Source organism: Adlercreutzia faecimuris, from assembly GCF_022669055.1.
GTDB lineage: Bacteria > Actinomycetota > Coriobacteriia > Coriobacteriales > Eggerthellaceae > Enterorhabdus > Enterorhabdus faecimuris.
Map to the genome: position 1 here is coordinate 54,516 of NZ_JAJMLW010000001.1, position 21,419 is coordinate 75,934.

At 69.5% G+C, this 21,419-nt stretch carries 17 protein-coding genes; 9 read left to right on the forward strand and 8 right to left on the reverse strand.

What is annotated here, in order from left to right; translation table 11 throughout:
* The first annotated feature begins 2 nt into the window (after positions 1-2).
* Together LPT13_RS00215 and nrfD are read left to right on the forward strand one after the other, a co-directional pair.
* A complete protein-coding gene (locus tag LPT13_RS00215; RefSeq protein WP_242162358.1) occupies positions 3-728 on the forward strand; it encodes a 4Fe-4S dicluster domain-containing protein in 726 nt (241 codons plus the stop codon).
* Between the two features lie 4 nt (positions 729-732).
* Complete coding sequence (gene nrfD, locus LPT13_RS00220; RefSeq protein ID WP_242162360.1) at positions 733-1,965, forward strand: NrfD/PsrC family molybdoenzyme membrane anchor subunit; 1,233 nt, start codon at positions 733-735, stop codon at positions 1,963-1,965.
* An 81-nt stretch (positions 1,966-2,046) separates the two neighbouring features.
* Here nrfD and LPT13_RS00225 read toward each other — a convergent pair whose 3' ends face one another.
* A complete protein-coding gene (locus LPT13_RS00225; protein WP_242162363.1) occupies positions 2,047-4,137 on the reverse strand; it encodes a glutamine synthetase III family protein in 2,091 nt (696 codons plus the stop codon).
* A gap of 762 nt (positions 4,138-4,899) precedes the next feature.
* On the opposite strand from LPT13_RS00225, the gene LPT13_RS00230 reads away from it, so the two are divergent.
* The 7 genes from LPT13_RS00230 (at position 4,900) to LPT13_RS00260 (ending at position 13,405) form a co-directional block, all read left to right on the forward strand.
* Positions 4,900-5,352: a MarR family winged helix-turn-helix transcriptional regulator gene (locus LPT13_RS00230; RefSeq protein ID WP_242162365.1), complete on the forward strand. Its 453-nt coding sequence runs from the start codon at positions 4,900-4,902 to the stop codon at positions 5,350-5,352.
* Between the two features lie 614 nt (positions 5,353-5,966).
* Positions 5,967-8,882, forward strand: a complete 2,916-nt coding sequence (locus LPT13_RS00235; protein ID WP_242162367.1) for a molybdopterin-containing oxidoreductase family protein — start codon at positions 5,967-5,969, stop codon at positions 8,880-8,882.
* 1 nt (position 8,883) lies between these two features.
* Positions 8,884-9,456 carry a 4Fe-4S dicluster domain-containing protein gene (locus LPT13_RS00240; RefSeq protein ID WP_242162369.1) on the forward strand — a complete coding sequence of 191 codons (573 nt, stop codon included), beginning with the start codon at positions 8,884-8,886 and terminating at the stop codon, positions 9,454-9,456.
* 3 nt (positions 9,457-9,459) lie between these two features.
* On the forward strand, positions 9,460-10,410 hold the full coding sequence (locus tag LPT13_RS00245) for a dimethyl sulfoxide reductase anchor subunit family protein (RefSeq protein WP_242162370.1): 951 nt from the start codon (positions 9,460-9,462) through the stop codon (positions 10,408-10,410).
* Between the two features lie 438 nt (positions 10,411-10,848).
* Positions 10,849-11,595 carry a TorD/DmsD family molecular chaperone gene (locus LPT13_RS00250; protein ID WP_242162373.1) on the forward strand — a complete coding sequence of 249 codons (747 nt, stop codon included), beginning with the start codon at positions 10,849-10,851 and terminating at the stop codon, positions 11,593-11,595.
* Between the two features lie 129 nt (positions 11,596-11,724).
* Positions 11,725-12,582, forward strand: a complete 858-nt coding sequence (locus LPT13_RS00255) for a 4Fe-4S dicluster domain-containing protein (protein ID WP_242162375.1) — start codon at positions 11,725-11,727, stop codon at positions 12,580-12,582.
* Between the two features lies 1 nt (position 12,583).
* A complete protein-coding gene (locus tag LPT13_RS00260) occupies positions 12,584-13,405 on the forward strand; it encodes a 4Fe-4S binding protein (protein WP_242164223.1) in 822 nt (273 codons plus the stop codon).
* 125 nt (positions 13,406-13,530) lie between these two features.
* Here LPT13_RS00260 and LPT13_RS00265 read toward each other — a convergent pair whose 3' ends face one another.
* The 7 genes from LPT13_RS00265 to LPT13_RS00295 form a co-directional block, all read right to left on the reverse strand.
* Entirely contained in the window at positions 13,531-14,826 is a 1,296-nt protein-coding gene (locus tag LPT13_RS00265) for a purine-cytosine permease family protein (RefSeq protein WP_242162377.1), read from the reverse strand.
* Positions 14,827-14,961: 135 nt separating this feature from the next.
* Positions 14,962-15,267, reverse strand: a complete 306-nt coding sequence (locus LPT13_RS00270; RefSeq protein WP_242162379.1) for a ferredoxin family protein — start codon at positions 15,265-15,267, stop codon at positions 14,962-14,964.
* Positions 15,264-16,550 carry an FAD-dependent oxidoreductase gene (locus LPT13_RS00275; RefSeq protein ID WP_242162381.1) on the reverse strand — a complete coding sequence of 429 codons (1,287 nt, stop codon included), beginning with the start codon at positions 16,548-16,550 and terminating at the stop codon, positions 15,264-15,266. Before LPT13_RS00275 ends, LPT13_RS00270 begins: the two co-directional genes overlap by 4 nt.
* A gap of 18 nt (positions 16,551-16,568) precedes the next feature.
* Positions 16,569-17,453 (reverse strand): electron transfer flavoprotein subunit alpha/FixB family protein, encoded by an 885-nt coding sequence (locus LPT13_RS00280; RefSeq protein WP_242162383.1) that lies wholly within the window; start codon positions 17,451-17,453, stop codon positions 16,569-16,571.
* A 14-nt stretch (positions 17,454-17,467) separates the two neighbouring features.
* Entirely contained in the window at positions 17,468-18,232 is a 765-nt protein-coding gene (gene fixA, locus LPT13_RS00285; RefSeq protein WP_242162385.1) for a putative electron transfer flavoprotein FixA, read from the reverse strand.
* A gap of 33 nt (positions 18,233-18,265) precedes the next feature.
* On the reverse strand, positions 18,266-19,429 hold the full coding sequence (locus LPT13_RS00290) for an acyl-CoA dehydrogenase family protein (protein ID WP_242162387.1): 1,164 nt from the start codon (positions 19,427-19,429) through the stop codon (positions 18,266-18,268).
* A gap of 105 nt (positions 19,430-19,534) precedes the next feature.
* Positions 19,535-21,247: a class I adenylate-forming enzyme family protein gene (locus LPT13_RS00295; RefSeq protein WP_242162389.1), complete on the reverse strand. Its 1,713-nt coding sequence runs from the start codon at positions 21,245-21,247 to the stop codon at positions 19,535-19,537.
* Positions 21,248-21,419 lie beyond the last annotated feature (172 nt).

Genomic DNA, 21,419 nt, shown 5'->3' on the forward strand with positions numbered 1-21,419 from the left:
TCATGCGATACGCCATGGCGATCGACCCCGACCGCTGCATCGGGTGCCGCACCTGCGCGGTGGTCTGCAAGAACTTCAACGCCCAGCCGCAGGGCATCTGGTGGAACCGCGTCTTCACCAGCGGCACCCCGGAATACGACGTGGCCGTGAAGGTGGACGACCAGCTGCGCATGGAGTTCGTCCCCATCAGCTGCCAGCACTGCACTAACGCCCCCTGCGTCACGGCATGCCCCACCCAGGCATCCTACGTGGACGCCGACACCGGCACCGTGCTCGTCGACTACGAGCGCTGCATCGGGTGCCGCATGTGCGCGAGCGCCTGCCCCTACGGCGTGCGCCAGTACAACTGGGGCAAGCCCGCCCAGATGGCGGGGCTGGACGACACCGTCTACGCCTACGGCTACCCGCGCGAGTACCGCGACGACGGCCACCTGGTGTACGCGCCCGAGCGCCCCGAGGGCGTCATGGAGAAGTGTACCTTCTGCGCCCAGCTGACCTCCCAGGGCCTCGACCCCGCCTGCTGCACGGCCTGCCCGGGCAACGCGCGCATCTTCGGCGACATGGACGACGCCGACTCGGCCATCCGGACATACCTGGACGGCGCCGACCGCGAGCCGTTCACCCTGGGCGACGAGTACCACACCGAGCCCAACGTCTTCTACCTGGCATCTCATGAGGTGTCGCAGGTGAACCCGCTGGAAGACGCGGCCGACGAGAAGGGGGCGTAGGGCCATGGAGAAGTCAACGCGCATCGTGGGCATCGTGGGCGCCGTGCTGCTGGTCGCCGGCGCCGTCGGCTGGGGCATCCAGCTCTCGGGGGGCCTGCTCGCCCACTCGGGCATGACCAACATCTTCCTGTGGGGCGTCATGATAGCCATGTTCGCCTTCCTGGTGGGCTTCGGCGCCGGCTCGCAGCTGGTGGCCAGCGCCATCTGGCTGACCGGCCGCGAGGACCTGCGGCCACTGGCGCGCACGGCCGCCACGTGGGGGCTCGCCTGCGTGGCCGGCGCCGGCGTGGCCATCCTGGCCGACCTGGGCGCCCTGCGCAACATCCTGGCCATGATCGTGGGGCTGAACCTGCGCTCGCCTCTGGCCTGGGACATGATCGCCATGACGGCGTTCATCGTGCTGGCCGTCATCGAGCTGGTGGCCATGGCCCGGCAGTCGCCGCGCACCCAGCTGTGGGCGGTGCTGGCCGGCGTGGCCGCGGTGGCGCTCCAGGTGGTGGAGGGGCTGCTGTTCTCCACGCAGAGCGCGCACAGCTGGTGGGCTACGCCCATCATGCCGGTGGACTTCCTGGCCGTGGCCTTCGTCAGCGGCTCGGCGCTGATGCTGCTCATCGCGTGCGCGAGCGGCCGGCTGCGGAAGGAGGGCGCGGCCGAGGCCCCCAGGGCCGACCACGCCGCCCCCGCCGAGGACGCGGGAGCCGTCCCGTGGCTGGCGCGCTTCTGCGCCTGGGCCATCGCGGCGCACCTGGTGCTCGCCCTGGCCGACCTGGCCCTGGTGGCCGCCGAGGGCACCCCGCAGGCCGGCGGCGTGCTGGCTGTGCTGGGCGCCTACGCGCCGCTGTACGCGAGCGAGCTGGTGCTTCCCGCCGTGGCCATGGTGATCCTGTTCTCCGTGGGCCGCAGGGGCAACCGGCCCTGGTGCGTGACGGCGGCCGTGCTCACCATGGCGGGCATCCTCGCCCACCGGATGATGCTGCTGTACCCGGCGTACAACGCGCCGTCGCTGTACCTCCAGCTGTCGGGGACGCCCTACACCACGGGGCCCTACCCCATCTCGACTGGGCGCTACCTCGACTGGGACGCCACCTTCGGGCTGGCCACGGCCTACGTCCCCGCGCCGGCCGAGCTGCTGGCCACGCTGCTGCCCGTGGGCGTCGCCCTGCTGGCGGCCGCCGTGCTCACCTGGATAGTGCGCCGCGCCGCCTGCCCCGGCGCCCACGCCAACTGTGACCTGTAGGCGGGGCGTCCGTCGCACCCCAACGCAAGAGGGGCCCCGGCGCCATCTGGCACCGGGGCCCCTCCTCGTTCGCCGCGCGTCTTACGCGTAGAACAGGATCTCGTTGTAGGTGGGCACCGGCCAGTACTCGTGGGCGACGATGATCTCCATGGCGTCGACGGCCTCGCGCAGGTCGTCCATGACGGGGATGATCTGGTGCGCGTTCATGGTGGCACGCTCCTGCTGGTCGGCTATCTCAAGCGACGCGTAGTGCAGCTCGTGCAGCTTCTCGAGCAGCGTGTTGACACGGGCCGCGCCATCGGTCAGCTGGCGCAGGCGCGCCTCCTGCGGGCTCAGGTCGGCGTCGGCCATGACGCCGCGCACCTGGAAGATGTTGCGCGCGACCTCGGCCGCGTAGCTGTTGATGGCCGGCAGGTAGTCGCGGCGGACGAGGCGCTTCATCGTGCGGATCTCGATGTTCATGATCTTGTTGTACTTCTCGAGCTTGACCTCGTAGCGGCTGCGCACCTCGGGCTCGGTGAGGACGCCGAACTCCTCGAACAGCGCGATGGACTTGGGATCGACCAGGCACGGCAGCGCATCGGCCGTGGTGCGGTTGTTCGCCAGGCCGCGGCGGGCGGCCTCCAGCGGCCACTCGTCGGAGTAGCCGTCGCCGTTGAAGATGATGCGCTGGTGGTCGGTGAGCGTGCGCTTGATGTAGTCGATGGCGGCCGCCTCGAACTGCTCGGCCGGCACCTCCTCCATGGCGTCGGCGAACTCCTTGAGCGACTTGGCCATGGCGGTGTTGAGGATCATGTTGCAGTCTGACAGGTTCTGCGCGCTGCCGGGCATGCGGAACTCGAACTTGTTGCCGGTGAAGGCGAAGGGGCTCGTGCGGTTGCGGTCGGTGTTGTCCTTCAGGAAGTTGGGCAGCACGTCGACGCCCAGGTCCATGGACACGCGGTCGGCCGAGGTGTAGTCGTGGTCGCCGATGAGCGCGTCGACGACGGCGCCCAGCTCGTCGCCCAGGAAGATGGACACGATGGCCGGCGGCGCCTCGTTGGCGCCCAGGCGGTGGTCGTTGCCCGCGCTGGCGGCCGACATGCGCAGCAGCTCCTGGTACTCGTCGACGGCCTGGATGACGCCGGTGAGGAACACGAGGAAGCGCAGGTTCTCCATGGGATTCTCGCCCGGGTCGAGCAGGTTCTTCTTACCCGCGGCGATGGACCAGTTGTTGTGCTTGCCGCTGCCGTTGATCGACTCGAACGGCTTCTCGTGCTGGAGGCACACCAGGCCGTAGTGGCTGGCCAGAAGACGCATCTCCTCCATGGTGAGCAGGTTCTCGTCGATGGCGCGGTTGCTCTCGGCGAAGATGGGCGCCAGCTCGTGCTGGGCCGGGGCCACCTCGTTGTGCTTGGTCTTGGCCGACACGCCCAGCTTCCACAGCTCGTCGTCGAGCTCCTTCATGAAGTTGTTGACCGTGGGGCGGATGGCGCCGAAGTAGTGCTCCTCGAGCTCCTGGCCCTTGCACGGCGGGTAGCCGAACAGGGTGCGGCCGGTGAGCATGAGGTCGAGGCGCTTCTCGTAGTCCTTCTCGGAGATGAGGAAGTACTCCTGCTCGGCGCCCAGCGTGGTGACCACGCGGTCGGCGCCCTCGCCGAACAGCTCGAGCACGCGGTGCGCCTGGTTCTCGATGGCGCGCATCGAGCGCAGGAGCGGCGTCTTCTTGTCAAGCGCCTCGCCGGTGTAGGAGCAGAAGGCGGTGGGGATGCAGAGCACCTCGTCCTTGATGAAGGCGTAGGAGGTGGGATCCCACGCCGTGTAGCCGCGGGCCTCGAAGGTGGCGCGCAGGCCGCCGGAGGGGAAGCTGGACGCGTCGGGCTCGCCCTGGATGAGCTCCTTGCCCGAGAACGTCATGATGGCGCGGCCGTCGTCGGTGGGGTCGATGAAGCTGTCGTGCTTCTCGGAGGTGATGCCGGTGAGGGGCTGGAACCAGTGGGTGTAGTGGGTGGCGCCCTTCTCGATGGCCCACTCCTTCATGGCGTGGGCGACGACGTTGGCCACGTCGATGTCGAGCGGCGTGCCGTCCTTGATGGTGCGCATGAGCTGCTTGTAGGTAGCCTTGGGCAGGCGCTCCTGCATCGTGTGCTCGTTGAACACCATGGATCCGTAGATGTCTGAGACTCTGGCCATTTCGGGTACGCTCCTCACTCGTCTCCGTGTCCCGGGCGGCCCCGTGCCCGCCGCGGACGCGTATCTGGAAAAGATACCACGCGGGCCTGGGGAACCTCCCCCTCAACTGCCGTCTATCAAGCTAAAGGCCGAATGTTTCCAGGAGTTTTCTAGGGAGGGAAGGTTGTGTTGCGCGCAGGGGCAGAGACGCGCGGCGCGATGCAGCCGCGGCGGGGCGGAGCGACGGGCGCGGATGCATCCCCGCCGAGGGAGAAGGTGAAATTGGTACTTGACTTATATTGGCTATAGTCTAATATAGGTATCGGTCTGAAGCACAGGAGAAGCCGGGATCTCACCCCCTAGAGATCCCGGCTTCTCCCGTTCTGGGCGCAGCGAATGTTTCACGTGAAACATTTGTTTCTGTCGGCGCCAGCGCAGGCGTCCCAATTCGGGGCGACGCGCGCTTCCTGGGGCGTCGCCGGGCGCCCGCGCGGGCGCTACCAGGCTTCCCGAGGCTTTTTCTGTTAGCTTCGCCGAACTTGGCGGGTGCGGGGGCGCTGGCGGGTGTATCCTTCTCGCGCAAGCAGCCGGAGACGCAGGGAGGGGCCGCCGCCGACCGCAACGCATCACGCAGCGCAAGGCGACAGCGCAGCGCAGGGCACGCGCTCGACGCGCCGCAGCGCGGACGCCGGCATGAGGAACGTGCCCGGGTTCGCCGCAGCGCGGGACGAGCACCGGGCGCTCACCGCAGCGCGGACGCTGCCACGTCGAAGGGAAGGCCCCATGGTCGAGAAGCACCGCCATCGCGAGTTCATCGGGTACCAGGTGTACTCCACCCAGCGATCCCTCGCCCGCTCGCTCGAGCAGTGCCTGGCGCCCTTCGGCATCACCACCGGCCAGTACAACGCGCTCAACCAGCTGGAAGAGCACGGCGCCATGACGCAGAAGAGCCTGGCCGAGCTGCTGAAGAAGGAGCAGGCCACCGTCGCGCGGTCGCTCGAGCGCCTGGTGCAGCGCGGGCTGGTGACGCGCACGCCCGACCCTAAGGACCGCCGCGCCAACATCGTCGAGGTCACGGCCGAGGCCAGCCGCCTGCTCTCCGAGATCGAGCCCGTCGTGGCGCGACGCCAGCAGCAGGTGGCCGAGGGCATCTCCGAGGAGGACCTCGACGTGTTCTTCGACGTCCTCGCCCAAGTGGAGGCCAACGCCACCCGCGCCGCCAACTCTGACGATTAGCGCCCGCGCCCGCGCCGCGACACGCGCCCGTGCGGCATCACGCGCACTCCGCCCCCCGCAGCATCACGCGCACTCCGCCCCCGCGCGGCATCGCGCGCACTCCGCCCCCCGCGGCACCACACGCACTCCACGCTCGTACGCCGCGCCCGACCACCGCGTCACGCGCGAGCGCGCTTGCGCGAAACGCGCACAAAATGTTTCACGTGAAACATTCGTTCCCCTTTTAGTCAACCGCCACGCTGCCCGCCCCGGGTGTTTCACGTGAAACACCCGGGGCGCTCACATTTGGGGACACTTACGTACGGCGCGACGCGCCTTCCCCCTCTCTCCTCTATCTCCCCAGTTCACGCAGCTATTTCCTCGGATTTGTTGCCAAATCTCTTGTTGGTGTGTATTATTGCCAACATCAATAGTTGCATAGCTAATTATTTACTAGCTAAGTAACTATGAGGAAGCTCCTCAGCGAATGGCTGCGGGGCGCGCCCCACGGTCCGGACGGGGGCGCGGCACCCGCCGCACGGCATCGCCCGCCGCACGGCACCCGCCCTGCAGCGGCACCCGCCGCACGCCGAGGAGGCAGGGGGAATCGAATACACACAGAGGAGGAGAGAACCATGTCTTTGAAGCTGAGCCGCCGCGACTTCGTCAAGGCCTCGGCCGTGGCTTCGGCATCGGCCATGCTGCTGGGAGCGGCGCCGGCCTACGCCGACGACGCGCCGGGCGCGACCGCGGGCGCCGACGACGTCAAGGTCATCCCCAGCGCGTGCCGCCAGTGCTACGGCCGCTGCGCGCTCTTCGGCACCGTCGAGAACGGGCGCCTGACCAAGATCGAGGGCAACCCCGACCTGTTCAGCGAGGGCACCCTGTGCGGGCGTGCCTTCGCCATCCCGCAGGAGCTCTACAACCCCACCCGCGTGCGCTATCCCCAGCGCCGCGTGGGCGAGAAGGGCTCGGGCCAGTGGAAGCGCATCACCTGGGAGGAGGCCTACCAGGAGGCCGCCGAGCAGTTCACCAAGATCGGCGAGGAGTACGGCTGGCACACCATCGCCCACCAGTACGGCACCGGCCGCGACATGCTCCAGTTCCAGGCCATCAACAAGCTGTGGCTGGAGCTGGGCTCCACCGCCACCTTCGGCGTGGGCAACCTGTGCTGGGTGGGCAGCTACTTCACCAGCCAGCGCCTCTACGGCGATGAGACCCAGTACACCGGCTGGGACGGCAACAACACCGACGCCATCATCATCTGGTGCCGCCAGGAGCGCAGCCGCGGCTACTACGACTGGCTCACCGTCAAGCGCGCGCAGGAGCGCGGCGCGAAGGTGGTCTGCGTCGACCCGCGCTTCACCTGCACCGCGTCCAAGGCCGACCTGTGGCTGCCCATCCGCCCCGGCTCGGACATGGCGCTCGTGCTGGCCTTCATCAACGAGATCATGCACTCCGAGAAGTGTGCCACCGACTTCGCACGCCAGTACACCAACGCGCCGTTCTTCATCGACGAGGAGGGCACCGGCTACCAGCTGCGCCAGTCGATGATGCGCGAGGGCGGCAACGTCGAGCTGTACCCCGCCTGGGACGAGGCCCACGACCAGCTCATCTACTGGTCCGGCGACTGGCAGAACACCGCCGGCGTGGGCGGCCCGCGCGCCTTCCAGTGGCTCAACGAGGCCGGCGAGATCGTGCCCGACGCCGTGCCCGCGCTGACCACGCCCGACGGGAAGGGCCGCGAGATCGACGGCAAGACCTACCGCACCAGCTGGGACATCCTGCTCGAGCACGTCACCCCGTGGACCGTCGAGCGCGCCGCCGAGTTCTGCGAGCTGCCCGAGGACAAGATCCGCGAGGCCATCGCCATCTACATCGACGCGAGCCCGCACGCCTGCTTCACCCGCGGCCAGAAGGTGGAGTTCTCCATCAACACCTCCGGCATCTCCCAGGCCTTCACCATCATGATGGCGCTGGCCGGCAACTTCGACAGCAAGGGCGGCCAGAACATCGGCCGCGAGCCTGCCACCGGCTACGACTCCTTCATGTTCGACGTGGTGCCGAACAAGGAGGGCCGCATGGGCGCCCGCCGCAAGCAGACGGCCATGAACATCAAGAAGCTGTCCGTGTGCCAGAACACCGGCTACCAGCCCATCCTCCAGGCCGACGACGCCACCGGCGAGCTGCGCGAGGTGACGCAGAACTCCGGCGGCCAGGTCATCTACGGCCAGCAGGGCGGCTTCGGCGCCGTGACCACCAAGGCCATGGCCAAGGGCGAGCCGTTCCAGATCCACGGCTACTGGCAGCAGACGAGCGAGCCGATCCTGTCCATCGAGGGCGGCAAGGAGATCATCGAGGGCTTCAAGAACCTGGACTTCTTCGTGAACGTCGACATCTTCATGACCCCCTCCGGCGAGCTGGCCGACATCATCCTGCCCGCCGCGCACCCCAACGAGGTCGACCGCGTGGAGTGGGCCCATTCCGGCCACGGCTACCCCACCAGCCACACCTACCTCATCCGCCAGCCCTTCCACGCGCCGCTCGGCGAGGCGAAGGACGACATGGACATTTGCTTCGAGTTCGCCAAGTACATGGACGTCGACATGTACTGGAAGGACAAGTACGAGTTCTTCGACTACATGGTGAAGGGCCCCGAGACGCTGCCGCCGCAGCTGTCGTGCGCCAACTTCGAGGAGTTCCGCAACCGCATCAGCGTCACCGGCGTCGAGATGGCCACCGTGCGCAACGCCCCGAAGTACGAGACGGGCTTCATGCGCAAGACGAGCGACTTCCGCCCCGGCTTCAACACCATGTACCGCGGCAACAAGATGGGCAGCGTGTACCGCTTCCCCGGCACCACCACGCCCGACGGCAAGGTGATCCCGGCGCATCCGCAGTCGGACAACGGCAAGATGGAGCTGTGGAGCGAGGACCTGCTGCTGTACGGCAACGGCCCGCTTCCCATGTACATCGAGCCGCCCATCACCAAGGTGTCGCGCACCGACCTCACCGAGGAGTACCCCTACACGCTCATCACCGGCGGCCGCAGCCACGCCTTCTTCCACACCGAGTACCGCAACTCGCCGTGGATGCGCGAGGTGCACATGTTCCCCACCATGGACATCAACCCCGCCACCGCCGCCGAGCTGGGCATCGAGCAGGACGACTGGTGCTGGATCGAGACCTACGTCGACCGCATCCGCCAGCGCGCGAACCTGACCGAGGCCATCAAGCCCGACACCATCCACGTCGAGCACGACTGGTGGTTCCCCGAGCGCGCCGCCACCGACGACCTGCACGGGGCGCTCGACGCCAACTGCAACATCCTGTTCGAGAACAACGGCCCCTACGACCCCGCCGTGGGCACCGACAACTTCGGCGGCCTGTGCAAGGTGTACAAGGCCGAGGAGGGCGCGCCCGACAACATCTGCATGACGGCCGAGGACCTGCGCATCTTCCTGCCGCTGACCCGCGAGCAGCTGGCTCAGGACGGCCAGGACGACGGCGTGGCCATGCCCACCGTGGCCGCCGCGAAGGGAGGCAAGTAACATGACCCGCTACACGATGGCCATCGACCTGGACAGCTGCATCGGCTGCCACTCCTGCGCCGTGGTGTGCAAGCAGGAGAACAACGTCGGGCTCGGCACCTTCTACAGCAAGGTGCTGACCATCGGCCCCTCCGGCTCCTACCCCGACCTGGAGATGTACTACCTGCCCGTCGCGTGCCAGCACTGCGAGAACCCCCAGTGCGTGAGCGTGTGCCCCACCGGCGCCAGCTACAAGCGCGAGGACGGCATCGTGCTGGTCGACCACGCCAAGTGCGTCGGCTGCCAGTACTGCGTGATGGCGTGCCCCTACGGCGTGCGCACCTACGACGAGTCCAAGGACAAGGGCGTCATCGAGAAGTGCACCCTGTGCGCGCACCTGGTGGACGACGGCAAGACGCCGGCCTGCGTGCGGCACTGCCCGGGCCAGGCGCGCTTCTTCGGCGACGCCGACGACCCCGAAAGCGACGTGAGCAAGATGATCGCACGCAAGCAGACCCACAAGCTCACCGACGTGGGCAACAAGCCCTCGGTGACCTTCGGCCTGGACAAGTGCGAGTGGAAGGGCGGTGAGTAAGCCATGGCAGTGCAGTGGCCCCTACTGGTGTTCAGCGTTCTGCTGGGCGCCTCCTGCGGAACCTTGGTGTTTCTGGGGATAGGCGAGATCAAGGGCGTGTTCAAGAAGGTGCGCTTCCCGCTGGCAGTGTGCGCGCTGGTGCTGCTGGCCGTGGGCGGCTGCGCCTCGGCGATGCACCTGGGGCACATCGACCGCGCCTTCTACATCCTGGGCAACATGGCCTCGGGCCTGTCCAAGGAGCTGTTCGCCGTGGGCTTCGCCGGCGTGGTGACGCTGGTGTACGCGGTGCTGGCCCGCAAGGACTACCCCGGCGCCTCGAAGGTGCTCGGCGTGCTGGCGCTGATCGCCGGCGTCGTGCTGCCGCTGGTGGCCGGCGCGTCCTACATGATGCCGGCGCGCCCGGCATGGGACAGCTTCACGCTGCCGCTGATGTACCTGGGCACCGGCCTGGGCCTGGGCTTCGTGCTGAGCGCCGCCGTCGTGTGCCTGCGCGGTGAGGGCGACGACGCCTCGCTGGCGCTCAAGCTGGCCCTGGTCGGCGTGGCCGCGTCGGTGGTGACGATGCTCGCCTATGTGGCGTGGATCGCCCTGGCGCCGTTCCCGGTGGAGAGCCGCTCCATCGGCCGGCTGCTGACCGGCAGCCTGGCGCTTGAGTTCTGGGCGGGCGTCGTGGTGCTGGGCATCGTGGCGCCGGCGGCGCTGGCGTGGCTGGCGCTGCGCAAGGCCGACGACGGCGCGGGCGCGGGCGCTGCTGGCGCGGGCGCTGCCCCGGCGGTGGCTGCGGCCGGCACCGATGGCGGGGCTGCGGCGGGTGCCACGACGGCCGAGGCGGCCGGCGTGCGCTCGGCAGCCGGGATGCTGTGGGGCGCGCTCGCGTGCCTCGTGGTGGGCAACGTGGCGCTGCGCATCATCATGTACGCGGTGGCCACATCCGTCGAGTCGCTGATCTACTAGCACGAGCCGCTGCGGTGGCGGCGCGCCAGGCGCGCGCCGCCACCGGGCATGGCCGCTGGATGAGCGCCGGCGGATCCGGCTGCTGCCGCCGCCGGGCACGGCCGCCCGGTACCGCCGCCGAATTCGGTCGCTGGCCGCGCTCGCCGGACACCGCCGCCGGGCGTAGCGGCCGGATGCGCGCCGCCAAACGCGGGCGCTGGCAGCGATTTGCGGAAGTCATATCCATTTCGTCGAGTTTTCCGAGCCTTGCAAGCGCCATCGCGGCGAGGCCTGTCACGTTTCCCCAGGTCACGAAAAATCGTTGGCGCGATTTGCGGGGAATTCGCCCCTCCAACGCCCCTTGAGCCTCGGAAAACTCGACGAAATGGATACGAAACGGCCTTCTTGCTGCAGCAGGCAGCCGAGGCGGGCCGAAGCACCAGGCGAAAGGAGCCTCTCATGTCCGACAACGCACCGAACGCGGCCGCCGCGACCGACGGCATGGCCGCCGCCGAGCCGCTCGACCCGCAGACCCGCGCGGCGCTGGCCGACCTGATGGCCAGCCGCGCCAACGTCTACCGCCTGCTGTCCCGCTGCTTCCGCGGCGAGGTGGACGCCGCGCTGGCCCGCGAGCTGGCCGGCGACTTCGCCTTCGCCAGCGACGACGCGGCCCTGACCGCCCACCTGGACGCCCTGCGCGCCGCGGTGGCCGACGCCGACGAGGCGGCCCTCGAGCTGCTGGCCGTCACCTTCGACCGCGTGTTCTTCGGCATGGGCCCGCTGACGGCGCGCCATGCCTTCCCCTACGAGTCGGTGTACACGAGCGACCGCGGCATCATGATGCAGGACGCCTACGCCCAGGTGGCGCGCGCCTACCGCGAGCAGCACCTGGCCAAGGACGCGTCCTTCACCGAGCCCGAGGACCACGTGGCCGTCGAGCTGGCCTTCATGGCCACGCTGGCCGACCGCGCGCGCACCTTCCTGGAGGCCGGCGACGCCGCGGGCGACGAGGCGGCGGACGAGACCGTGCGCCAATCACTCGCGTTCGCCCAGGCGCACCTGCTGAACTGGGTCGACCGCTTCTGCGCCGACCTGGACGCCGCGGCGTCGTCCGACGGGGCCGCGGGCTTCTACCCGTCGCTCGCGCGCTTCACCGACGCCTTCGTGCGCGAGGACGTGGCGCTGCTGGAGGACATGCTGGACTGACGCGACCGCTGCTCGGCGCCGCCCCTCCCCTCCCAGGCGGCGCCGAGCACGTCTGCGCGACCGCACCCGGGTGGTGCCGCCGCGCAGACGAGGGAACGTGAGAGCAAGAGGAACCCGAGGGGGAAGGCCATGCAGGGGATGAAGGAGAAGAGCAGCGGGCAGGCGACTGCCGGCAGCGGCGCGGCGGCGCCCTTGGGCGCATCGGCGGCCGACGGCGCCACGCGCGCCGACGACGCGACGAGAAGCGGCAGGCGGCCGGCCGGGATGAGCCGGCGCCAGTTCGTGATGGCCGGGGCCGCGGGCGCGGTGCTGGTGGGCGCCGGGGGCCTGGGGGCCTTCGCGCGCGACACGGCACAGGCGGCCTACCTGCGGCCTCCCGGGGCCGAGGACGAGGCACACCTGCTGGCGCGCTGCGACCGCTGCCAGCGCTGCGTGCAGGCGTGCCCCTACGACCTGGTGCAGCCGCGGCCGCTGACCTGGGACTTCCCCGCGGTGGGGACGCCCGAGCTCATCTATAAGGACGGCTACTGCGACTTCTGCATGAAGTGCGTCGAGGCGTGCCCGACCGGCGCGCTCAGCTGGGATGCGCCCAGCGCCGCCAACATCGGCGTGGCGAAGGTGGTGAGCGACGCGTGCGTGGCCTGGGACTGGGGCGGCTGCACGGTGTGCGCCGACCGCTGCCCCGTCGAGGGCGCCATCACGCTGGACGACCGGGGCCGACCGCACGTGGACGAGGTCCTCTGCGACGGCTGCGGGCTGTGCGAGATGGTGTGCCCGGCGCCCTCGCTGCGCGCCTACGACGCGTCCACGGCCGAGAAGGGGATCTACGTGGTGAGCCGCCAGAGCGCGGCGGCGGCCGTGCCGGGCGCGCTGACCTCGGCCGAGCTCGAGGAGCTGTGCCGGACGCGCCGCACCGACGCGGGCACGGGCACGACAGCGGGCGCGGGCGCCGCAGGCTCGCGGGAGAAGGGAGGCAGCCGTGAATAAAATGCGCTACCTTCGCATCGGCGTGGCCCTGGCCGTGCTGGCGGCGGTGCTGGCCTGCACCTTCGCCCACGTGCCGGCAGGGACGCTCTGCGCGCTGTGCCCGGTGGGATTCGCCGAGATCGCGGTCGCCAGCGGCTCGGTGCCGTGGGCGCTCTTGCCCGGCGTGCTGGCGCTGCTGGCCGTGGTGGCCCTGCTCGGCCGCGTGTTCTGCTCGTGGGTGTGCCCCACGTCGCTGACCCGGAACCTGTTCGGCGGACGCACGCCGCGCGGCCTGACGGGCCGCACCGGCACGTGCGCCGGCTGCGCGACCGGCGCCGGCAGCGCCGCCGGCGACCCCAACGCCGCGCGCACCCGCAGCAGCCTGGCGGCCCAGGGCATCGTGCTGGCCGTGCTGCTGGCGGTGTCGCTGGTGGTGCACTTCCCCGTGTTCTGCCTGTTCTGTCCCATCGGGCTGGCCTTCGGGACGCTCTTCGCGGCGAGCCGCCTGCTCATCACCTGGCAGCCGGGCTGGGAGCTCATCGTCTTCCCGGCCATGCTGCTGGCCGAGGTGTTCCTGCTGCGCCGTTGGTGCGCGGCCATCTGTCCCCTCGGGTTCTTCTTCGGGCTGGCCGCCAAGCTGCACGTGCGCCTGCCGTTCGCGCCCAAGCCGCGCGCCGACGCCGCGACGTGCCTCTACGCCGAGGGCTGCCGCACCTGCGCCACCGTCTGCCCCGAGGACATCTGCGACGCCACCGCCACCCCGCGCGACCTGGAGGACTGCACCGGCTGCCTCGACTGCAAGGAGCACTGCCCCACCAAGGCCGTCAAGCTGACGGGGAAGTAGCGGCGCGGCGAGCGCCATCCGACGCGCCGACGCGAAGGGGCCCGCTCACCCGAGCGGGCCCCTTTCATGCGATCAGGCCGCCCTCTAGGCGCAGGCCGGCGCCCCCAGCGCCCTCGCCCGCACGCCTAGCGCCCCGCCAGCACGCGCTTGTCGAAGGCCTTGCTCAGCACCGTGTAGAGCACCAGCGTGAACGCGAACGCCACCACGGGCGACACGAAGAAGTTGGCCATCAGGCACAGCTGCCCCACCGCGCCGCCGGCGAGCCAGCACACCAGGGCCACCGGGTTGAAGCCGATGCCCGCCTTCGAGTTCTTGACGAAGCAGTACTCGGCGATGATGAGCGCCGGCACCGGCGCCAGCAGCACCGACAGGAACTGGATGACGGGCAAGAGGAAGCTGAGCGCCCCGCAGGCCGCGAAGATGGCCGCCGCCACGGTGATGGACAGCGCGATCCAGCAGTGCCGCACCTTGCCGGCCAGCGGCGTCTCGGCCAGGATGTTCTGCATGGCCAGGCCCGCGCCGTAGATGTTGTTGTCCTGGGTGGTGCACAGGCACACGAAGGTGCACACCAGCACCACCCCGCCGAGCCCCAGCGCCGCCGTGGCGGCCGAGAAGTCGGGGTCGACGGCGATCTGGGCCACCACGCAGCCCACGAACTGGAGGCAGAACAGCCCCAGGAAGGACGCCGACGTGCCGGCGCCGACGACGCCCTTGCGGCTGCGGGCGAAGCGCGCCGCGTCGGGCGTGATGAGGCAGCCGAACACCCAGCTGCCCACGATGGACGCCGACGCCTCGGTGAACGACATGGTGTTGGCCGGGTCGGGCGCGTAGGCCAGCACGGCGCCGTAGCCGTTGTTGCTCATGCCCACCATGACGAAGCAGATGACCGCCATGGCCGTGGCGATGGGCACGCCGATCCACGACACGATCTCGAGCCCGCGGTAGCCGCGCATGGCCGATATCGACCACAGGAGGATGATGGCCGCGGACGTGGCAGCCGTCGGCAGCGGCCACCAGGGGAAGTTCACCGCCACCATCGACGCGAAGGTGTCGCCGTTGATGCCCACCCACACGGCCGACGACAGCACCAGCAGAAGCGAGAAGATGGTCGACCCGCGCCGCCCGAAGGCGATGCGCGACAGAAACGACGTGGAAAGCCCCGTCTTGAAGGCGATGAGCCCCGTGGACACCGCGATGAAGATGAGAAAGGCGTCGGCCGTCAGCATGGCGATGACCGCGTCGATAAACGTCATGCGGAACCCGATGGCCGCGCCCGTCACGAAGTTGGACACCGCGATGGGGTATCCCGCCAGCACCATGAACAGGCTGAGCCCGCTCGTGCGCTCGGAATCGGGCACCGCCTCGAACGCGTACTCGTACTCGCCGCCCGGAGCGGCGGCCTTCGTTGCTTCACCACTCATGGAAATCCCCTCGTCTCAGCCAGTCGGCCAGCCCCGCACCCCGCGCCCGCGCACCCGCCGGGGTGCGCGGGCGCGGACGCGGGCCGGAATCCCGGGGCGCCGGGCCTGGGCCGGCGGCGCCCCGGAGCTGGGGTTCTAGCCCCAGCGGTACTCGACGCCCTTGGTGGGCCCCGGGTAGTTCCAGTGGTCTAGGATGGTCGTGCCGCACAGGATCCGGCAGGTGCCGCATTCCAGGCACCCCGCGTAGTCGAAGGACGTGCGGCCATCGGCATCGCGCTTGTACAGGCCCGCCGGGCAGGCCAGCACGAGCTTGTCGAACTCCCGGTCGAAGTCGGGGGCGGCGTCGGGCTCCTTCAGCTCGATGTGGGCCGCCTCCTCGTCGACGTCGTAGCGGTTGAGGGACAGCTTCGCGTCGACGTTGACGGTGATGTCCTTGATCATAGCGCCGTCACCCCTCCCTTAGCGTCCTTGAGCACGTTCATGATCCCGACCGTCTTCACCGGGTCCATGAGCTTGCGCCTCAGGGGCACGCACGGCTCGCCGTCGACGATGAACAGGTTGTTCATCATGTCGCGGACCATGGCCGGGTACTCGTTGAAGATGCGCTTGGTGCTCTCCATGAAATGCGGGAACTTCTGGAACTGCCGCAGGTCCTTCATCACGTAGGACCCGTCGAGCAGCTGGGTGTAGCGGGCGAGCTTGGCGGCGCTCACGTCGCCGGCGTCCAGGGCCTCGATGGCGGCCTGGGCGGCGAAGTCGCCCGAGGTCACCGCGAAGTCCATGCCGCGGACGCAGTAGCCCAGGTTGATGCAGAGCATGCCGGCGTCGCCCGTCACCAGGCAGCCGTCGGTCACCAGCTTGGGCACCATGGCGTAGCCGCCCTCGGGCACCATGTGGCCCGAGTACTCCACCACCTTGCCGCCCTTGACGGGCGGGGCGACGGCCGGGTGCTGCTTGAAGTCCTCGAACATCTGGTAGACCGGCGTGTCGGCCGTCACCAGGTCGGACAGCGTGGCCACCAGGCCCAGCGAGATGGAGTCCTTGTTGGTGTACATGAACGCTCCGCCCACGTGCCCGTGGGTGGCGTCGCCGGCGAACAACCATGCCGCGCCCTCGCCGGGGGCCAGCAGCAGCCGGTCCTCGATGACCTCGGCCGGCAGCTCGATGAGCTCCTTCAGGCCCACAGCCATCTGGTGCGGCTGCGGCGTGGGGGCGCCGACGGCCTTGGCGGTGAGCAGCGAGTTCACGCCGTCCGCCAGGATGACGATGTCGGCGGTCAGCGTGTCCTCGCCGGCCACCACGCCCTTCACGGCGCCGTCCTCCGTCACCAGGTCGTCCACGGGGATGCCGTAGATGCACTCGGCGCCCGCGTCCTCGGCCTGCTGGGCGAGCCACTGGTCGAAGGGGCCGCGCAGCACCGTCCAGGAATCCTCCCCCGGCGTGTGCATCTTGTCGGAGGTGAAGTCGATGGTGAAGTTGGCCTCCGGGTCGATGAGCGAGATGCGCTCATGGGTGACCCGGCGCTCCAGCGGCGCCTCCTCCTCGAAGTCGGGGAAGACCTTCTTCAGCGAATGGGAGTAGATGCGCCCGCCGGTCATGTTCTTGGCTCCGGCGTAGTTGCCGCGCTCGATCATGAGCACGCTCTTCCCCGCCTTCGCCAGCTGGTAGGCGGCCACCGATCCGGCGCACCCCGCTCCTACCACGATAACGTCAAAGTCAGCCATAGCGCTCACACTCCCGTCCTAGAGCTCCGCGTTGATCTTGGGGAGCACGTCGGCGATGTCGCCCGCCAGGCCGTAGTCCACCTGCTGGAAGATAGGCGCGTTCTTGTCCTTGTTGATGGCGAAGCTCACCTTGGCGCGGTCGACGCCCACCATGTGCTGCATCTGGCCCGACACGCCGATGCCGACGTACACCTCGGGGTTGAGGATGAGGCCGGACACGCCGATGTAGGCCTCGCGCGGGAACCAGGTCTCGCTCTCGGTCAGCGGACGCGTGCAACCCAGCTCGGCGCCGATCTTCTGGCAGAAGTCGCGGGCCAGGCCCAGCTGCTCCTCGGCGGCGAAGCCGCGGCCGGCGGCCACCACGCGCTCGGCCGCCGTCAGGTCGACCTCGGCCGGCGGCAGGTCCTCGCGGGCCACCAGGGTCAGCGGGACGGCCGGCTCGACGAACGCGACGGCCTCGGCGGCGTCGGTGCCGCTGGGCTCGGCGTCGGCGAAGGTGCCGGGGGCCACGGTCACGAAGGTGACGGGCGTGGCGGCCTTGGCGGTGCGGACGCCCACGCCGCCGAAGTACATGCTCGTGGCCACGCCGTCGGCCAGGGCCATCGCGTCGGTGATGACGCTGGCGCCCTCGCGAGCGGCGATGCGCCCGGCGATGGTCTTCAGGCGGCGGGTGGGCTCCACCAGCACGATGTCGGGCTGCACGTCCTGGTACACCTGGTAGAACGTCTCCAGCGCGTCCTCCTTGGGATGCCCCTCGGGGACGGTGACGGTCACCACGCGGTCGGCCACGCCGGCCACGGGATCATCGAACGTGACGAGGGTGACCTCGTCGGCGAGCGTGCGGGCCCCGGCGGACAGCTCGCGGGCCGCGGGCTCGGATTCGGCGAAAACGAGTGCCTTCATCTTGTGCCTCCCTTCTACAGCGCGCCCTTGAGGGCGGCCACGAACGCGTCCAGCTCGCCGTCCTGGGCGGCGTCGAACAGCTCCTTCTTGCGCGCCGCGGGCTCGGGCGCGCTCACGTCGATGACCTCGACGGCCGCCGGGGCCAGCTCGCCCAGGTCGCCCGCCGCGTACATGGTCACCGGCTTCTTACCGGCCGCCAGGATGTCCTTCATGCCGGCTATGCGCGGCACGGCGATGTCGGGGCTCACCGACAGCACGGCGGGCAGCGGCAGCGTCACCGTCTCGCGCTCGTTCTCGAGCACGCGCTCGACGGTCACCGTGCCGTCGCCGGCGGTGATGGCCGTCACGCCGTTGAGCGACGGCCAGCCGAGCGCCTCGGCCAGCTGGACGTCCACCTGCTGGGCGTACAGGTCGGCCGACCCGTCGCCGCAGATGACGAGGTCGATGCCGTCGGCCTGGTTCACCATGGCCGCCAGGGCCTGGGCCGTCTGGCGTGCGTCCATGTCGGCCAGCGCGTCGTCGGCCGCCATGGCCAGCGCGTCGATGCCGCGGGACAGGATGTTCTTCTTGGTCTTGGAGTCATCGACGCTCGCCGGCCCCGCCACGATGGCGGTGGTGGCGGCGCCGGTGTCGGCGGCCAGCAGCGCGGCCGCCTCGATGGCGTTGAGGTCATAGGTGCTCACGACGGGCTTCGCCTTCGACGCGTCGAGCTTGCGGTCGGCGGTGACGACGATGTCCTGATCGTCCGGGAGCACCTTCACCATAACTGCGATATTCACGATCTGCTCCTTTTCGCTTCGCTCGGGCACGGGCTACAACAGGTCGGCGGCGTACTTCTTGACCACCTGGCGACCGGCGATGTGAACCATGATCTCCTCGGTGCCGCCCGCGAAGGAGTCGCCGCGGCAGTCCTCCCAGATACGGCCGATGCGGCACTCGGTGGTGTAGCCGATGCCGCCGAAGATCTGCATGGCGTCAGAGGCGACCTTCGTGCACATCGAAGACAGGTAGCGCTTGCACAGCGCGCTGTCGAGGCGCACGGACATGCCCTGGTCGAATTCCCAGGCCGTCTTGTACAGCAGGTTGCGCATGTTCTGGACGGTGGTCTCCATGTCGGTCAGCTTCTCCTGGATCAGCTGGTGCATGTAGAGCGGCTTGCCGAAGGTCATGCGCTGGGCGGCGTAGCGGGCGGCGTCCTCGAGGGCGGCCTGCGCCAGGCCCAGGCTGTGGGCGGCCAGCATGATGCGCTCGAGCTCGAAGTTCTTCATGAGCTGCTTGAAGCCCTCGCCCTTCTTGCCGAGCAGCATGTCCTGGGGCACCACGACGTTGTCGAAGTAGATCTCGTCGAAGTTGGTGATGGTCTGGCCGATCTTGTGCAGCGGGGCCATCTTGACGCCCTCGGCGTCCTTCGGGATGAGGAACATCGACATGGACTTGTTGTCGTGGGACGGATCCTCGTCCTTGCCGATGAACATGATGAACGGGGCCGTCTCGGCATGGCTGACCATGGTCTTGGTGCCGTTGAGGACGCAGGTGCCGTCATCGTTCCAGTGGACGGTGGCCGTCATGGACATGTTGTCGGATCCGGCGCCGGGCTCGGAAAGCGCCAGCGAGAAGCACTGCTCGCCGGTCTTCTGGTAGGCTTCCATGCCCATCTTCACCTGCTCGGGGCTGCCGAACTCGGCCAGGTCGAACATGGCCAGGCCGTAGGACATGAAGGACATCGTGGCGCCGGTGCAGCGCATGAGCTCCTCCACCACCAGCGCCAGGGTCACGGCGTCGCTGGGGATGCCGCCGTATTCCTCGGGGAGGAACAGGTAGCCGAAGCCGGCGTCGAGGTAGGCCTTGCACACCTCGGGCTCGACGCGACGATCCTTGTACCACTTCTGGATGCGCTCCTCGGTGATCTCGCGGGCGCAGAACTCGCGAAGGTTGTCGAGCATCAGTTCTTGCTCATCGGTGATCTTGAAATCCATGGCACACTCCGTTCTTCGATCGTCTTGCTTTCCAGGTCTATGCTTGAGCGGCCACGGGCGCCCTCCCCCCTGGTGGCGGGAGGATGCCCGTTTCCGCTGGCTGCCTCAGGGGCGGCGGCGGGCCGCCTCGCGGGCCCGCAGCGCCCGCTTGTCGGGCTTGCCCAGGTGCGTGGTGGGGATGCGGTCGATGAACTCCACGTACTTGGGGCATTTGTAGGCCAGCAGGTGCTCGTGGCAGTAGGCGATGGCCTCCTGCTCGGTCAGCTGCGCGCCCGGGTGCAGCACGACGAAGCTCTTGGGGCGCTCGACCGACCGCTCGTCGGGGACGCCCACCGTGCACGCCTCGGCCACCGCCGGGTGCGCGAACAGCACCTCGTCGATCTCGCGCGGGAACACGCTGAACCCGCCGACGCAGATCACGTCCTTGATGCGGTCGACCACGAACAGGCAGCCGGACTCGTCGAAGTAGCCCACGTCCCCGCTGTAGATCCAGTCGCCGCGGAAGGCCTTGGCCGTCTCCTCGGGCACATGCCAGTACTCCTTGATGACCTGCGGCCCGCGGAAGATGACCTCGCCGTGCTCGCCGAACCCGAGCGGGCGCTCGCCCGTCTCCAGGTCGACCACCAGCACGTCGGTGTCGATGCAGGGCACCCCCACGCTGCCGGCGGAGGCGCCGCGCAGCACCGGGGTGAGGGTGACCGGGCCGGCGGTCTCGGTCATGCCGTAGTCCTCGACCACGGCCACATCGGGATGCAGCCGCTCGAAGCGCCGCATGATCTCGCCGGACGTGGCGGCGCAGCTGACCACCACGGCCCGCAGCGACGACACGTCCCGGCTCTCCCGCTCCTCGGCCGAGCAGAAGTCGTTGAGCAGCGTGGGCACCGCGCCCCATACCGTGGGACGGTGGCGCTCCACCAACGCGGCGAGGGACGGGCCGTCCAGGTGCTCGGCCAGCACCACGGGGCCGCCCGCTACGAACCCCCAGTTCACGCCGAAGTTCATGCCGTAGGCGTGAGTCATGGGACTCGTGACCAGGCTCGTCATGGCGCGGCCCTCGCCCAGCAGCGGCTCAAGGTCGCGGAAGAACAGGCGCTGGGCCTGCAGCAGCATCCGGTTGGTGAGGGGGCAGCCCTTGCTCACGCCCGTGGTGCCGCCGGTGTAGATGATCATGGCCGGGTCGTCAGGGGCGGGCGGGTCGGCCGGCTCGGGGGCCGGGCCGTCGGCCGCCACGCGGGCGAAGGAGGCCACGGGGACGGGAGGCTCGGTCGGCAGCGCGGCGGGGATGGCGGGCGCCTCCGCGGCCTCGGGGGCGTCGTCGGCCACCGCCAGCACGATCCGCGGGGCCGCGCCGGCGCGCTCCGCGGCCGCCGCCAGGTCGTCCAGCCGCCCGGCAGGGGCCACCACGGCCGCCGGGGCGCAGTCGGCCAGGTTCGCCGCCATCTCGTCCACGGTCGAGCGCGGGTTCACGCCCACCACCACGTAGCCGGCCTTGTAGCAGGCCATGTACGCCTCGATCAGCTCGGGCACGTTGCCCAGCATCACGACCACGCGGTCACCCCGCGTGACGCCGGCCGCGGCCAGCGCGGCCGCCACGCGGCACGCCGCCTCGTTGGTCTGACGGTAGGTGAGCGCCTCGTCGCGGTAGGCCGCGTGCACGGCGTCGGGCCGATCCGCCACCGTCGCGGCGATGCAGTCGGCCATGGTGACGTCGGGCAGGGGGTCGTGGCGAGGAACGCCGGCGTCGTAGGCGGCCTGCCAGAGGGGCTCCAGCTCGGCGACCTTGCGGTCGAACCGCGCCTCCCACGTCTCGGATGCCATGGTTCCTCCCTTCATCGTTCGTATCGTTTCGTATCGGTTCGTTTCGTCTTGCCTGTTTCGTTCGTTTCGTTCGTTCCGTTCGTCTCGCCCGCCGCCGGCCTCGCCGCCTCGCGGGGCGGCCGGCGGCGGCTGGGCGGCGGGTGCGCCGCGCGCCACGCCCTGCGGCGCGCCC